The 14440-nt window shown below is 60.0% G+C and carries 13 protein-coding genes; 6 read left to right on the forward strand and 7 right to left on the reverse strand.

The genetic code is table 11. The features are described from left to right. The first annotated feature begins 113 nt into the window (after positions 1-113). The 5 genes from Asbog_RS13140 (at position 114) to Asbog_RS13160 (ending at position 4971) form a co-directional block, all read left to right on the forward strand. Positions 114-1226 carry a glycerophosphodiester phosphodiesterase family protein gene (locus tag Asbog_RS13140; RefSeq protein WP_062165470.1) on the forward strand — a complete coding sequence of 371 codons (1113 nt, stop codon included), beginning with the start codon at positions 114-116 and terminating at the stop codon, positions 1224-1226. Positions 1227-1320: 94 nt separating this feature from the next. Next, on the forward strand, positions 1321-1998 hold the full coding sequence (locus Asbog_RS13145) for an HAD family hydrolase (protein ID WP_197669048.1): 678 nt from the start codon (positions 1321-1323) through the stop codon (positions 1996-1998). 18 nt (positions 1999-2016) lie between these two features. Further along, positions 2017-2415, forward strand: coding sequence for an NUDIX hydrolase (locus tag Asbog_RS13150; RefSeq protein WP_062165471.1), 399 nt, complete (start codon positions 2017-2019; stop codon positions 2413-2415). A 76-nt stretch (positions 2416-2491) separates the two neighbouring features. Continuing rightward, on the forward strand, positions 2492-4360 hold the full coding sequence (gene htpG / locus Asbog_RS13155; protein WP_062165472.1) for a molecular chaperone HtpG: 1869 nt from the start codon (positions 2492-2494) through the stop codon (positions 4358-4360). A 287-nt stretch (positions 4361-4647) separates the two neighbouring features. Next, entirely contained in the window at positions 4648-4971 is a 324-nt protein-coding gene (locus Asbog_RS13160) for a hypothetical protein (protein ID WP_062166025.1), read from the forward strand. Positions 4972-5014: 43 nt separating this feature from the next. Here the strand turns inward: Asbog_RS13160 and Asbog_RS13165 are convergent, their stop codons facing one another. The 4 genes from Asbog_RS13165 to Asbog_RS13180 are packed head-to-tail and all read right to left on the reverse strand — an operon-like array spanning position 5015 to position 9457. Then, on the reverse strand, positions 5015-6592 hold the full coding sequence (locus tag Asbog_RS13165; RefSeq protein WP_062165473.1) for a PepSY-associated TM helix domain-containing protein: 1578 nt from the start codon (positions 6590-6592) through the stop codon (positions 5015-5017). Further along, on the reverse strand, positions 6589-6897 hold the full coding sequence (locus tag Asbog_RS13170; protein ID WP_023979895.1) for a hypothetical protein: 309 nt from the start codon (positions 6895-6897) through the stop codon (positions 6589-6591). The genes Asbog_RS13165 and Asbog_RS13170 overlap by 4 nt, the downstream gene beginning before the upstream one ends. Next, on the reverse strand, positions 6894-7208 hold the full coding sequence (locus Asbog_RS13175) for a hypothetical protein (protein ID WP_023979896.1): 315 nt from the start codon (positions 7206-7208) through the stop codon (positions 6894-6896). Before Asbog_RS13175 ends, Asbog_RS13170 begins: the two co-directional genes overlap by 4 nt. Next, the gene (locus tag Asbog_RS13180) at positions 7205-9457 is read right to left on the reverse strand and encodes a TonB-dependent siderophore receptor (RefSeq protein WP_062166027.1); all 2253 of its coding nucleotides are present in this window, start codon (positions 9455-9457) and stop codon (positions 7205-7207) included. The genes Asbog_RS13175 and Asbog_RS13180 overlap by 4 nt, the downstream gene beginning before the upstream one ends. Before the next feature lie 377 nt (positions 9458-9834). Here Asbog_RS13180 and Asbog_RS13185 point away from each other — a divergent pair, with 377 nt between their 5' ends. Then, the gene (locus tag Asbog_RS13185; RefSeq protein ID WP_062165474.1) at positions 9835-10791 is read left to right on the forward strand and encodes a bifunctional helix-turn-helix transcriptional regulator/GNAT family N-acetyltransferase; all 957 of its coding nucleotides are present in this window, start codon (positions 9835-9837) and stop codon (positions 10789-10791) included. Positions 10792-10854: 63 nt separating this feature from the next. On the opposite strand, the gene Asbog_RS13190 is transcribed toward Asbog_RS13185, so the two are convergent. The 3 genes from Asbog_RS13190 to Asbog_RS13200 form a co-directional block, all read right to left on the reverse strand. Beyond that, positions 10855-11637, reverse strand: coding sequence for a DUF1460 domain-containing protein (locus Asbog_RS13190; protein ID WP_062165475.1), 783 nt, complete (start codon positions 11635-11637; stop codon positions 10855-10857). 136 nt (positions 11638-11773) lie between these two features. Then, a complete protein-coding gene (locus Asbog_RS13195; protein WP_231944589.1) occupies positions 11774-13285 on the reverse strand; it encodes a sugar porter family MFS transporter in 1512 nt (503 codons plus the stop codon). A 238-nt stretch (positions 13286-13523) separates the two neighbouring features. After that, positions 13524-14321, reverse strand: a complete 798-nt coding sequence (locus tag Asbog_RS13200; protein WP_062165476.1) for an L-iditol 2-dehydrogenase — start codon at positions 14319-14321, stop codon at positions 13524-13526. Positions 14322-14440: the final 119 nt, after the last annotated feature.

Raw genomic sequence — 14440 nt, forward strand, 5'->3', positions numbered from 1 at the left:
CATAGCCCGACACGGGAACGACGCTGCCCGATCAAGAGGGCCGCGTCGTCCTTCTTTCACAATGCCTCCTCCCGCGCCTGTCTTTTGCGGGAGCGGGCCTAAGGAGGTTCGATTTGCTGTCACGTCGTCACGCTCTCACTCTTGGCGCTGCCGGATTCTGTGCGCCGGCCCTCGCCCCGCGCTCTTTCGCCGCCCCGTCTCTGGCGCCAAAACCACTCGTCTTTTCCCATCGCGGGGCTTCTGCCTTGCGGCCCGAGCACACGCTGGCCTCTTACGCGAAGGCAATGGAAGACGGTGCCGACTATATCGAACCCGATCTGGTCATGACGAAAGACGGCGTGCTGATCGTGCGCCATGAGAGCAATATTGCCGATACCACCGATGTTGGCTCGCGCCCCGAATTTGCTGCCCGCAAGCGCAGCCTGACCATTGACGGACAGAAAGAGACCGGTTGGTTCACCACCGATTTCACCCTCGCCGAACTCAAGACCCTGCGGGCGAAAGAGCGCCTGCCGCAGCTTCGCCCGCATAACACGCGCTATGACGGGCATTTCGATGTGCCGACTTTTGAAGAAGTGATCGATTTCGTGGCCGGTGAATCCGCCGCGCGTGGCAAGGTGCTCGGACTCATCCCCGAAATCAAGAACTCCACCCATTTCCATAGCCTCGGTCTGGACCCGGAAACCACGTTCCTGCGCACCATCGCAGCGCATGAATATACCCGCCAGGCCCCTCTGGAACTCCAGTCTTTCGAGACCACCAATCTGCGAGCGATCGGTGACAAGACGCGCGCCATCAACCCCCAGGCACGGGTCATGTTCCTGATGGGTGGCCCTGACCAGACACCACCCGATCTGCTGGGTAAAAGCGATGCAAGGCGCTTCGGCGATTTCATGAAGCCGGAAGGCCTGCGCGAGGTACGCCGCTTTGCCGATGTGATCGGCCCGTCCAATACCGATCTGATCCCGCGCAAACCGGACGGCTCATGGGGTACGCCCACCTCGTTGATCACCGACGCTCATGAAGCCGGGCTGCTGGTTCATTCCTACACGGCGCGCCCTGAGAACTATTTCCTGCCGAAGGAACTGCGCGATGGGGGCGCGCTGAATGCCCGCAACCCGCAAGGCATGATTGCAGAGGTGAAACGCTATCTTGATATGGGGCTGGACGGCTTCTTCACGGATGACCCGGCCCTTGGCCGACTGGCCGTCGATACGGCGGGGTGAGCCGATAAGTTGATCCGGCGCAAACTTGCCTGCGTTGGACAGGTCATGCAGGGTTTGCGCCCTGTATATCCTGCCCTCATGATGGAGAACTCCCTTGGCCGCGCACGATCTGTTTCCCGGTAAAGCCTTCGACGCCTTCCTGTTCGACATGGATGGCACAATCCTGACCTCCATCATCGCGGCAGAGCGCGTATGGACCCTCTGGGCCCAGAAGCACGGCCTGGATGTCGAGAAATTCCTTCCGACCATTCATGGCGTTCAGACAGTCGAAACTATACGCCGTCAGAAACTGCCGGGCGTTGATCCGGTCGCCGAAGCGCACTGGATTACCAGCCGTGAACTGGAAGATACGCATGGCATCGACCCCATTCCGGGTGCCACGGCATTTCTGAACAGCCTGCCTGCCGATCGCTGGGCCATCGTCACCTCAGCCTCGCGTGAGCTTGCGCTCAAACGCATTGAGATTGCCGGACTGCCCTTGCCGAAAATCCTGATCACGGCGGAAGACGCCCCCAATGGCAAACCGGCCCCTGACTGCTTCCTGCTCGGCGCGCAACGTCTGGGCTTCGATGCCACAGACTGCGCTGTATTCGAGGATGCCCCTGCCGGGATCAAGGCAGGCGAGGCCGCAGGCGCCAGCCTGGTGGTGATCACAGCCACCCATACCCATGAGGTGGATGTACCCCATCCCACTGTGCCGGGCTACGAGGCGCTCAAGGCCCATCGTCTGCCCGATGGCCGCCTGTCCATTTTGGGCGATAACGTCGGCTGAGGCAGTCGGGAAACAACCATGTCTGTCATCACCATCGCCGCCGCCCTGTTGCATGACGGAGCAGGCCGTCTTCTGCTGGTACGTAAACGGGGTACGCAGGCCTTCATGCAGCCTGGCGGCAAGATCGAGCCAGGCGAAACCCCGTTGGCGGCGCTTTTACGCGAAATCGACGAGGAGCTGGGCATCCAGCCAGAGGCGCGTTCGTGCCACTTCATCAGGCAGATCGAAGCCCCGGCGGCCAACGAGCCAGGCCATGTCGTACGCGCCGATCTGTTCGCCCTGCCCTGGTCCGGCCCCATCATCATCGCCGCCGAGATCGAGGAGGCGTGCTGGGTCACCCCCGAGGACGCACAAGGCCTGATTCTGGCACCCCTTACGCGTGAATACGTCCTGCCTCTCCATGCCAGCCTCTCTTGAAAAAAGACGGCGGCATTTCTACTTCTCCCTGCAAATCGGTGCCTTTGCGGCACCATCACAGTCTTGAGGGATCTCCATGACCGAAAACACCGAAAAAGATCAGGTCCAGGGCGCCGAAAAGCATGAATTCAGCGCAGAAGTCGGGCGTCTGCTCGATCTCGTGGTTCATGCCCTTTACTCCGAGCGCGAGATCTTTTTGCGTGAGCTGGTGGCCAACGCCGCCGATGCTTCCGACAAGCGTCGTTTCGAGGCGCTGACCGATGCGGCCAAGGCCCTTCCGGCCGACGCTGCCATTCGCATCCATCCCGACAAGGATGCCCGCCTGCTGACCATCAGCGATAATGGCGCAGGCATGAGCCGCGAGGATCTGGCGAGCAATCTCGGCACGATCGCACGCTCCGGCACACGCGCTTTCGGCGAGAAGCTGAACAGCGCAAAGCCGGAAGACCGTCCCAGCCTGATCGGCCAGTTCGGCGTCGGCTTCTATGCCGCCTTCATGGTGGCCGACAAGGTGGACGTGATTTCGCGCCAGCCAGGCTCCGATCAGGCGTGGCAGTGGTCGTCTGATGGCAAGGGTGCCTACACCATTGCACCAGCCACGCGTGAACAGCCCGGCACAGACATCATCCTGCACGTCAAAACCGATGCTGATGAATTCCTCGACGCCTGGCGCCTGCGCTCGATCATCCGCAAATGGGCCGACCATATTTCATGGCCGATCACGCTGCGTGAGGGTGAGGAAGACAAATCGGCCAATGAGGGCACGGCCCTGTGGCGCAAGTCGAAATCCGACATCACACCCGAGCAGTACACTGAGTTCTACCGCCACGTTGCCCACCAGTTCGACGAGCCCTACGCAACCCTGCACTGGAGCGCGGAAGGCACGACCGAATTTACGGCGCTGCTGTTCATTCCCGGTGCGCGCCCGTTCGACTTCATGGAGCAGTCGCGTGAGAGCAAGGTGCATCTCCATGTGCGCCGCATGTTCATCACCGACGAGGCCGAGCTCCTGCCGGCATGGCTGCGTTTCGTGAAGGGCGTTGTCGATACCGAAGACCTGCCGCTGAACGTCTCTCGTGAAATGCTGCAATCGACCCCCGTGTTGCAGCGCATCCGCAAGGCCGTGACCAAGCGCGTGATGACCGAAATCAAGAACCGCGCCAAGGACACGGAAAATGCCGAGTCCTTCGGCACGTTCTGGGAAAATTTCGGCCCGATCATCAAGGAAGGCATCTGGGAGGATTCCGAGCATCGTCAGGAGCTCGCTGCCCTGTCGCGCTTCCGTTCCACGGCGTCTGACGATCCGACCACGCTCGATGCCTATCTGACGCGCATGAAGCCGGGTCAGGAATCGATCTACTACCTGACGGGTGAAAACGCCGAGGCGCTGGCGGCCTCGCCGCAGCTTGAAGGCTTCCGTGCCCGTGGCATCGAAGTGCTGCTGCTCTCCGATCAGGTGGATGGTTTCTGGCCCGATCGTCTGTCTTCCTATGAAGACAAGACCCTGAAATCCATCAATCAGGCTCACGGCGATCTTGAGAAGTTCGAAGCCCCGACGCCGGAAGGCGAGGCTGCGGATCTCGAGAAGCTGATCCCGGCGCTCAAGGAAGCCCTCGGCGAGGACGTGAAGGACGTGCGCGGCACGGTGCGTCTGGTAGGCAGCGCCGTGGTGATCACGAGCGAAGGCGGTCCCGATCTGATGATGCAGCGTCTGATGCGTCGCTCGGGTCAGGGCATGCCCCCCGCAGCGCCCATCATGGAGATCAACCCGCATCACCCGCTCATCCGTGATCTCGCAGCACGGGTGGAGAAAGGTGAGAGCGTGGCTGATTTCGCCCGCGTTCTGCTGGATGTCGCCCGTATTCAGGATGGCGAAACCCTGCCAGACGCCGCCGGCTTCGCACAGCGCCTGACCGCCATGCTGACGAGCGCTGCCACAGCCTGAATCGTCACCGCCGATCACGAAGCGCCGAACCCTTGATACCGGCGGTCGGCGCCAGTCATCAGTGCAGGCATGACATCACGCTGAAAAAGGCCCGGACCCAAAATCCGGGCCTTTTTTCGTGGTCGCTTGCACAAAAAACCTTTCGCAACGGCAAAAGCGCCGAGGCTGAGCCCTGCACGTTCCGTATCGGGCTGGACCACGCAAAGGCGCAACTTCCTCCCTGCCGGACGAGTTCTCTCTTGCCAGCGGGCAGACGTTTCGCCCGTCCGGCAGGAGGGATCTTGATCATGACGCAAAGCAGTTTTCACCCGACCAAGGAAATGGCCTCGGCGGCGCGCCACGGTCTCAAATTGCGCGAGAAATTCAATCGCGGCGGGACAGAAGCCGGTGTCAAACGTGCCGAGCAACTGGCTGAACAGAAGGATCTGGATGAGAGCGACCTCAAATCCATGCACAGCTTCTTCGCCCGCCATAAATCGGACCAGAAAACCAAGACGCATGAATGGGGATCGGATAGCGACCCCTCTGCCGGCTATATCGCGTGGCTCCTCTGGGGCGGGGATCCTGCGCGCGACTGGGTCGAACGCAAGATCAATTCACTCGACAAATAAACCCTGTAACAGGGCGCCGCGAGCCCAGGGGGCGCTATCCCTGTCAGGCAGGGCGCACCGCGCTCCCCTGGCGGGCCAGCCGCATCAGCACGGTTGTCAGGCCGAGCGCTACAAGAGCAACGCCCCAGTTGACGGCATCGGTCTGTCCGCCCCTGAGCACAACGATGACTGCCAGAGCAGCATGGGCGAGCGTTGCCAGCCAGAGCATGAGGGCCTCACCCCATGCGAAGGGCAACGCACCCAGCATCATCACCCAGAAAACACCGTGATAAAGCCGGAACGCGCCGCCCTCACTCAAGGGGTGGGGAAGCACCAGCGAGACACAAAGCAGAAGGGCAATAGCTGTCATGCAGCCCGTGCAGCAACCGGTCGTCAGACGGGACAGAAAGCGGGTTCCGCGCGTGTCTGTCAGGCACCCCGTCGCCTTCTCCTTGCGTCGGCGAACCGCAATCCAGAGCTTGCTGCCCGTATAGAACAGAAACGCCCCGGCAAAACCGAGAACGAGATAGGTCCAGCGTATCGGGGCACCCCCGTAGCTGCCAAAATGCAGGGCAAAGAAACTGGTCAGCGCTGCAAACCCTGCCGACTGGTACCCCGGCAGATAAGCGCTCCACAGAATTTGGCCCGTATAGGGGTCGAGTGTTGCAAATCCGCTGGTGGGGCCCCGCATGACATGGGCGGGATCATGCCCCGAGACGCGCAAGACCGGGCCTGAACCGGGCGGCCCACCAGGACGCATGGAATAATCGAGCGTGTCAGGCACAAAACCCGGTGCAGTCTGGGCCAGACGCGCCAATATCTCCGCCGGAGCCAGCAACGCGGCCCCCTCTCGCGCATAAGGCGGTGCAACCATACCCCCCATATCCCGACCACCACCATGCCCCGCTCCATGACGACCATGCGGGCTTGAACTCTGGGCATGGGAGAGAAACTCACCCTGCACCGTAAAAATCACGTCGTGGAAAGCAAAGACAACCGACGTCAGGGCCATGACGATGTGAAACGGCAAGGAGCAGAACCCGAGCAGATTATGCAAGTCCAGCCATTTGCGTCTGACGCTCCCCACCAGCCGCACGGCAAAAAGCGCCCGTGCCAGTGCCGGGATGAAAACGATGGTGCCTGACACCAGCGCCAGCGCATAGGCCAGCGCAATAAATCCCATCACAATCATGGCGGGCTCATGCGGCAAGGGTAGCCCCATGCGCTGATGCACCGTGTCAATCAGCTGGGCAACGGGCGAGGGTTTATGCGTTGTGGTTACAAGACCGCCCTGCGCATCGAGCGCCGCCAGCATCATGGCCGATGACCCGTGGCCATGACGCCCTTGGCCCAGTGGCCATACCAGACGCGCCGGATGGGTGGCATCGGGGCTGACGACAATGCTGTATTGGCGCTGTGCCTCGGGATAGACGGCAAAAGCCTTGTCGAGCAGATCCGGCACGTGCTCGATGGAAACGGCGGCCGGCAGGTCGGGCCGGGGTGTCAGCCAGGATTCGAGCGCTGGCTCGAACATGCTGATGGCACCCGCGTAAAAGGCGATGAACAGGAATAGCCCTGCCACCACGCCGACCCAGCTATGAACCTCACGATAGACCGCCACGATATCAGCGCGCAGTTTCATGGCTGCTCACCCCCGAAAAACCCGGCAAGCAGCGTGTTGGCCAACCATAGCAGACAGGCAATCCAGCCAAGGCCAAACCATGCCCCCAGGCCTGAGCGAAACAGGAAGCACAGGCTGAGGCAGATCACCCAGAGCAGCGCCGCCCCCCACATGAGAAATTGCGATGAGAGCATCATCGGATTGCCTGTGGCACCACAGAGATGCCCGGCCAGAACCATCGCCCCCAGTGCCAGTGCAGCACCGGGAATCAAACCGGCCAGCGTCTTGGCGAGCCAGCGGCGGTTATCGAGTTTCGCTCCCTTCATGGGCGCGCGCCCTTTCGCGCATGAAGCGCAACCCCAAGGGGGAGCAGGCTGAGCACAAGCATCAGCATCGCCACCGTCATGAAAACCCCGACAAGCCAGTCAGTCGCTGCCACAAACCCGACCAGCGAGAGCACCGAGAACAATGCGCCCGCCCCAAGGCAGGGGCGCGATGGGGGGCGCACCCGACACCATTGCTGTTGCCCACTGGCGAGGTAGAAAGCAGCGCCAGCGGCTACGGCCAGACAAAACCCGGCCAGGACCAGGCAGGGCGGGTAAAATCCTGCAAGGCCCGACAGGCTTGCCCCGCTCACCAGCGATATTCCAGACGCATGGTCAGGCTTCTGCCCTGACCATAATAGCAGGCAGAGACCGCCGTGCAGGTCGCCACGAAGCGCTTATTGGCGATATTGCGCATGTTGAGCGAGAAAGAGAGGCCATTATAGCGGGGTCGCGCCGCGCCGAAATCATAGCGCAGGAACATGTCATAGAGCGTATAGCCGGGTATGGAGAGCGTATTGGCCGTATCGCCATAGGAATGGCCCGTATAGCGCACGCCGCCGCCAAAACCGGCACCGCGCATCGGTCCATGCAGCAGGCGCTGATCGACAAAAAGGGAGGCCATCCATTTCGGGGCTTGAGGCATATAATTGCCAATCTGCGAAGCCGTGTTCGATTCCGTAATTTTGGCAGCGCTGCGCGTGCCGGTGAAAATAACCGCCATATCCCAGGGCAAGGTCGCACGGCCTTCAAGTTCAAGACCACGCACACGCATCTCACCCGTCTGCACAAGGCATGTCGCCGTGCCGCAAAGCTGACCGTTCGGCGCAGGGGTCGTCACATTCTGCTGCGTGATCTGATACCCGCCGAAAGTAACGTAAATGCTTTTTCCATACTGGTAACGCAGCCCGGCCTCATACTGGTCGCCTGTCGTCGGCTTGAAAGGCTTGTTATCAAGCGCTGTCGAAGGATCTGACACCTGCGGCTGGAAGGACGTGGCATAGCTGAAATAGGGCGCCAGACCGATTTTGGTGCGATAGACCGCGCCAGCACGCCAGGTGAAGCGGTCATTATCGTTCAGATAGCGCTTTTTGGTCAGAATATTGAGGGTATTGTCACGCGCCCAGTCCTGACGACCGCCGACCGTAATGTAGAGATTTTCGATCTTCATCTGGTCCTGGAAATACAGACCGTTCTGCTGCGATTCCGTGGCGCCATAGACCTGCGGCGCCAGACCGGCTGAATAACCGGTCGTGCCACGCGCCACCGGGTCGAAGATATTCAGCAGGGGCAGCACAAGCGCCGAATTGACCAGATCGCGCGAGCTTTCCCAGTTTGTGTAGAAATAATCCGTGCCGAACAGCAGCGTATGACGCACCATGCCTGTTCTGGCCCTGACCTCAAGCTGGGTATCTGTCGCCACGCCCTGCGAGCGCCCGCGTCCTTCGACAGCCCGTCGATTGACGGTCTGATAGGGCACGCATCCCTTGATGCTGGCGGTGCATTTCGTCAGCGTATCGCCCGAAAGTACCGTCGAGCGGTAAAGGTTATCCAGATAGGTGTAGCGCGTGTTGTTGCGCAGCGTGACGATATTGTTGAAGCGATGCTCAAGAAATGACCCCGTCAACACCTGTGTGCGATCAAAGGTATTCCAGTCGGGCTCGCCTATGTTTTCGTCATTGCGAATATAGCGTCCCTTGGACGGCACAAGCGTGCCGGTCATGGGCAGGAACTGGAAGGTCGAGCCGCCAGTGTCACGCTGATACTGCGCCAGCAGCGTCCAGCTCGACCCCGGCCCATAGGCCCATGTCAGGCTGGGCGAGACATAATACCGCCCGCTATTCACATCATTGACCTGCGTGCCGCCATAACGGGCCACCGCAACGATCCGTCCTCGCACCGTACCGGATTTGTTGAGTTTGCCGGAGACGTCACCCGAGGCCTGACCCTGCCAGTTGCCGAGCTTGGTATAGCCGATGGTCTGAAGGAAGAATTCGCCATGCGATTTCTCGGTCGGACGCTTGGTAGTGAGATTGACGATACCACCCGGCGCGGTCTGGCCATAAAGCGCCCCAGACGGCCCTTTCAACACCTCGATCTGCTGAAGGGCGAACGGATCGAACGATGTACGTGTCCATTGCCCGCCGGAAGGCAGACGAAGCCCATCGACAAAATTGTTGTTGGACGAAAAGCCGCCTGCCCCGAAGCCACGCACTGAAACCTCATCCACGCGATTATCCACGCCCGAGGGCTCAGCCTGCACACCCGCCATATAGGACAGCGCATCGGCAATGGTGGGGGAAGCGCGCAGCTCGATTTCCTCACGCGTGACGATCGAGATGGTCTGCGGTGACTCGATAATGGGGGTGCGTGTCTTGGTGGTTGCCCCTGCCTGAGACAGGCCCGTGGCCGAGACGACAATGATCTCGTCAGGTTTTTTCTTTTGAGCAGCCGTCGGTTTTTTCCGCAGGATCGATTGCGGCTGTGTGTCTGCTGCCTGTGCGGTGGTGAGAGAGGTCGCGCCTGCCAGAGCCAGGGCGACAAGACCGGTGATCCTGCGCATCGTTTCAAATTCAACATCATAATGGTGGGCCAATAACTGGCGCTGAATTTGTGCAATTGCGAATCATTGTCAATTCATTAATGTCTTGTGAGTCAGGTTTCGCGGGTCAGGTGACACCGACAAGCCACACTGCTCTGTGTCAGCCAAACGACACGCGTGGCGCAGGCTCATCAGGTGACACCCGGAAAGCCGTGGAGGCTTTACCTCATGGGCGAAGCGCGACTCACGCGATGCTGACGCCATCCGGCATAGCCCTTGCTGATATTGGCCTCCCGGATGGTGGCCTGTACGGATAGGATCATCGGCAAGGCCGTGCGGACCGAGAAATCGGAACGGGCGCAGGCAAGGTTCAGGTTATTTCGTTTCAGGCAGACATCATGGATCACGCAATCGAGGCCGTCCGGCGTTTCAACCGCTTTTTTGTCCAGCATGTCGGTGCGCTGGATGCGCAATTTGCAGGGTCGGACATCACCCTCGCCGAAGCGCGTCTGATTTTCGAGATTGCGCGTCTGGAACACATACAGGGCACGCCCGTAACCGCCGCCGCATTGCAAAACTCCCTGCAGATCGACCGGGGGCAACTCAGTCGCATGATCGGCCGCCTGACCCGCCGTAACCTGATCCATCGCGATTGCCCTGAACATGACAGGCGTCTACGCCCGATTACGCTTACCCCAGGCGGGCGTGAGATGCTCTCGGGCCTTGAGGAGCGCGTTCAGGGAGCTATTCGGACCACGCTGGCGGCCCTCGACCCCCTTTCGCGCTACGGCCTCGTAACATCGCTCACCCATGCACGTTTTCTGCTGGCACCATCAGCCGACGCGTCTTTAACCCTGCGTGCCCCCCGGCCCGGGGAAGTAAGCCTCATCGCTTCTCGTCAATCAGCGCTGTATGCACAAAGCCATGGCTGGGGACACAAGCTTGAATGTCTGATTGCCGAGACAGCGTCACGCTTTCTGAGCGGGTTCGACCCGACACGTGAAGCCTGCTGGGTTGCCGATCTCGATCAGGTCATGGCCGGTGCCGTTTTCCTGACCGATGAAGGTGATGGTGTTGCCCGGTTGCGATTGCTGCATGTCGAGCCGTTTGCCCGCAGGCGAGGCATTGGCGATGCACTTGTGCAGCAATGTCTCGCTTTCGCCCGTGAAAAGCACTACCGGCGCGTTATCCTGTGGACCCATACTGCGCTTGAAGATGCCCGTCGTCTTTACGCAAGAAACGGTTTTTCCTGCGTTGCGACCGCACCGCATGATCTGTTTGGCGTCCCCCTGCAGGGCGAGGACTGGATTTGCGAACTGATCACGCCAGACGCGCAGACAAACCAGAAGCCCTGACGGTCTTGCAGGACAAGAGATCAGGCCTCCCGCACCCTGCCCTCACACGCGATATGACGCCCGTTATTCCGCTTCGGGCATACGCAGAACGAGAAAACCCGGCTTGCCCTTCAGATAGGTTTGCAGCGGCGTATCCACGACTTTCATATTGGCCTTGAGCGATGAGGCATTACGGAACCAGAGCGTCCCGTCTTTCCAGATAGCAAGGCCGGTATGGGTCACGTCCAGACCAGGCAAGGCCGTATAAATACCGATCACGTCGCCTGTGTGGATCTTTCTGGCTATTTGCGGGGTCAGGGCCTCAGGCGGTAGCCATGCGATATCGCGCGGGTGAATGGCGAGCCCCTTGATATAGACCCCGCCATCAGCACGCTGATTCAGGTTTTTACGCGTGACTTGCGCCTGCGATGACAAATCGCGCGTCATGTCACGGGCATTATGCGGTGCAAGCGCCACCCAGTCCGTCAGGAAATGCCGCCGGTTCAGATAGGCAACCTTGCCATCGCGATAACGGGTCTTTTCAAGTGCTGCGACAAACCCGGCCTCGTTGCTGGAAAGCGAAAGTGCGCGCACAAGATCAATGAACGTGTAGCAATCGACCCCATCAAAACGAATGACCAAACGCTCCGGTATGTCGGCACCACCGATCAGCGTATTGGCAATATAGGGCGTCCCGAGAAACAGCGCCGAAACCGTCGAGATACGATGCGTGAAACCTGCCGGGTCGACAGGCCGCTTTGATGCCTCGGCTCCTATCTGCGCTTCAATCTGGCCCAGCTTGGCCTGATCGGCAGGCGCGAAAGCTGTGTCGGCCGCCTGTGCAGTCAAGGGCAGAAAGGCCGCCATGCAGAATCCCGCACATATCCCGACAACCCGTCTTTTTTGCGCCGATAAACTCATTACAGCCCCCCAACTCTCTGCACGATAATCCAGTACGACAAGCTACCAGAATAATCCGGACCCTATGAAATCGGACTGGTGCTCAAGCCCTGCCGCTTGCAATCGTTGATCCCTGCGGGCCAGAGGCAACAATAGCCTTGTCGATCCTGCGGATCCTGCCCGGGCTGAAACTGCCCGCCCGCAGATTGCCCTCGATATCCTCCAGCGACAAACCGGCCGTTTCCGGCACAAGGCGATAGACGAAAACAAGGGACAGGAAATTGATTCCGGCATAGATCCACATCGTTGCGCCAATGCCAACTTCTTGCACCAGCGTGAGTGCCGTTCCGGTCACGAGCAGATTACTGCCCCAGAGCATCGCCGCATGAAGCGCCGTCGCCGGGCCGCGCATACCAAGCGGAAACAGCTCTGCCCCCAGCAGCCAGCCACAGATCTGGATACCGCCCGAATTGAACATCATGAAAAGCAGGAGGAAAGCCACAGTGGCAAGCGCGCCAAAACCCTGATGACTGCCCGACATGAACGAAATGCCAAGCCCGATCAGACTGATGACCGAGCCCGGAATCATAATCAGCATCAGACGACGACGCCCGACGCGATCGACCAGAAAACACCCAGCCAGGGTGACAATGGCATAAACGAAAGCCACCCCGACGCTGGCCAGAAGGGCCGCATTTTTTCCAAATCCGGCATCGGACAGGAAGGTAGGAGAGTAATAGATCATCATCTCCAGCCCGCCACATTGCGTGAAGAAAGCCACCCCCAGAGCAGCGATCAGCGCGGGGCGTGCCCAAGGCTGTGCCAGCCCGGCCCAGCCGGAATTCTCAGGGTTGATCGACTGACGGATACGCTCGATCTGGGTAAGCTCCTGATGAATATCGAGCTTTGTATGTCGCACCCGTTCAAGAATACGCGCTGCCGCCGTCAGGCCCCGCTTTTCGGCAATCCAGCGCGGGCTGGCCGGCATGAACAGCATGACTATGAAGACTAGACCTGCCGGGATGGAAGCGACCGACACCATACGGCGCCATGACCAGACACCGTGGTAATAATATCCAACGATATTCGCCAGAACGATCCCGACCCCGATCGCCACATTGAAGGTGGTGACCAGCGTGCCGCGATACCGGCTTGGCGATAATTCGGAAATATACATGGGCACAACCTGCGTGGAACCGCCCACCGCGATGCCCAGCAGGAAACGTGCAGCGACAAGGCTGCCGATGCTCGGGGCCATCGAGCACAAAATCGCCCCCAGGGCGAACAGGAACAACACGACAAGGACGGTTTTCTTGCGGCCCAGATGCTCCGATGACCAGCTCGTGACCAGCGCCCCCACGACTGCGCCAGCAAGTATGGAGGCCGTCACGATTTCCTGCTGCGTGTGCGACAGCCCGAATTCACGCGTCATGAGCAAAAGCGCCCCGGAAATTACACCGGTATCATAGCCGTAAAGCCCACCGCATACTGCGGCGGCAAAAGAGGCCACCGCGAGAATGAGCCATGCGGACCGCCCCGGTGAGGTGTGCTCGACAATCGCCTCGATGCCAGCACGATCGGTATCACCCATGCCGGGTTGCCTCTGCTTTTTCATTCTTGTTTCCCCTTCTTGAGGGCGCGCGCCATCCTTCATGCCCAAGCCTGACAACGATCGGGGTCGTTACCGGCTCGACAGCATGGGCGCAGCCCGCCGCATGGCGCGGGCCTTGTCGGCCCGCACACACGAAGCATGTCGTTTCAGTGTTCCGGAAAAATCAGACCGGGCTGAACGCTGACAGGGGGGCACACAAGCCCCCCCATGCGCTCAGGAAGGCGCGATGAACAATCGCGCCTCAGCTCATCCAGTTGCCGCCATCGATATTATAGGTCTGCGAGACGATATAATCGGCATCCTTCGAGGCTAGAAACACCGCAAGCCCCCCGATCTCGTCGGGACGCGCCATACGCCCGAACGGTACCGATGCGCCGACGATCCGCTTCTTTTCACCAAGAGGCAGGTTCTCGTACTGGGCGAAGCGGCGGTCCACGTCATCCCAGTGCTCGTTATCGACCACGCCCGGTGCAATGGCATTGACGTTGATGCCGTATTTGATGAGATCGAGCCCGGTGCTCTGGGTAAGAGAAATCACGGCTGCCTTCGAGGCGCAGTAGATAGCCACCAGAGGCTCACCGCGGCGACCGGCCTGGGAGGCGAAATTGATGATCTTGCCACCATGACCCTGCGCGATCATCTGGCGTGCGACCGCCTGAAGCGTGAAAAGCAGCCCTTCGACATTGACGGCAAACACGCGATGGTAGCTTTCGCGCGTGATCTCGACCGTCGGAGCGAGATCGAACAGACCGGCATTATTGACCAGAATATCGATACGGCCATAACGCGCGATAATGGCCGCCAGCGCGGCATCGATGGACTCCTGTCGGGTTACATCGAGTGCAACGCCAAGATGATCGGTACCGAGTTCGGCAGCGGCGCTGATCGCACCCGCCTCATTCAAGTCACCGATAACAACGTGCGCACCTTCGCGCGCATAGCGCTCGGCAAGAGCACGGCCGATACCGCGTGCGGCACCCGTAATGAGCGCAATACGATCCTGCAATGGTTTGCCCTGAGGGGCTGTGGTGGCATTCATGTCATGATTCCTATGGTCAACAGATAATGACGGATGGGTCAGTTGGGTCAGGTAAAGTCAGACAGGCCGAACGGGTCTTGCGGGGGCCTTGTTTCTCCAGGCCCCCGCACTGGGAACAT

The organism is Asaia bogorensis NBRC 16594 (assembly GCF_001547995.1).
Taxonomy (GTDB): Bacteria; Pseudomonadota; Alphaproteobacteria; order Acetobacterales; family Acetobacteraceae; genus Asaia; species Asaia bogorensis.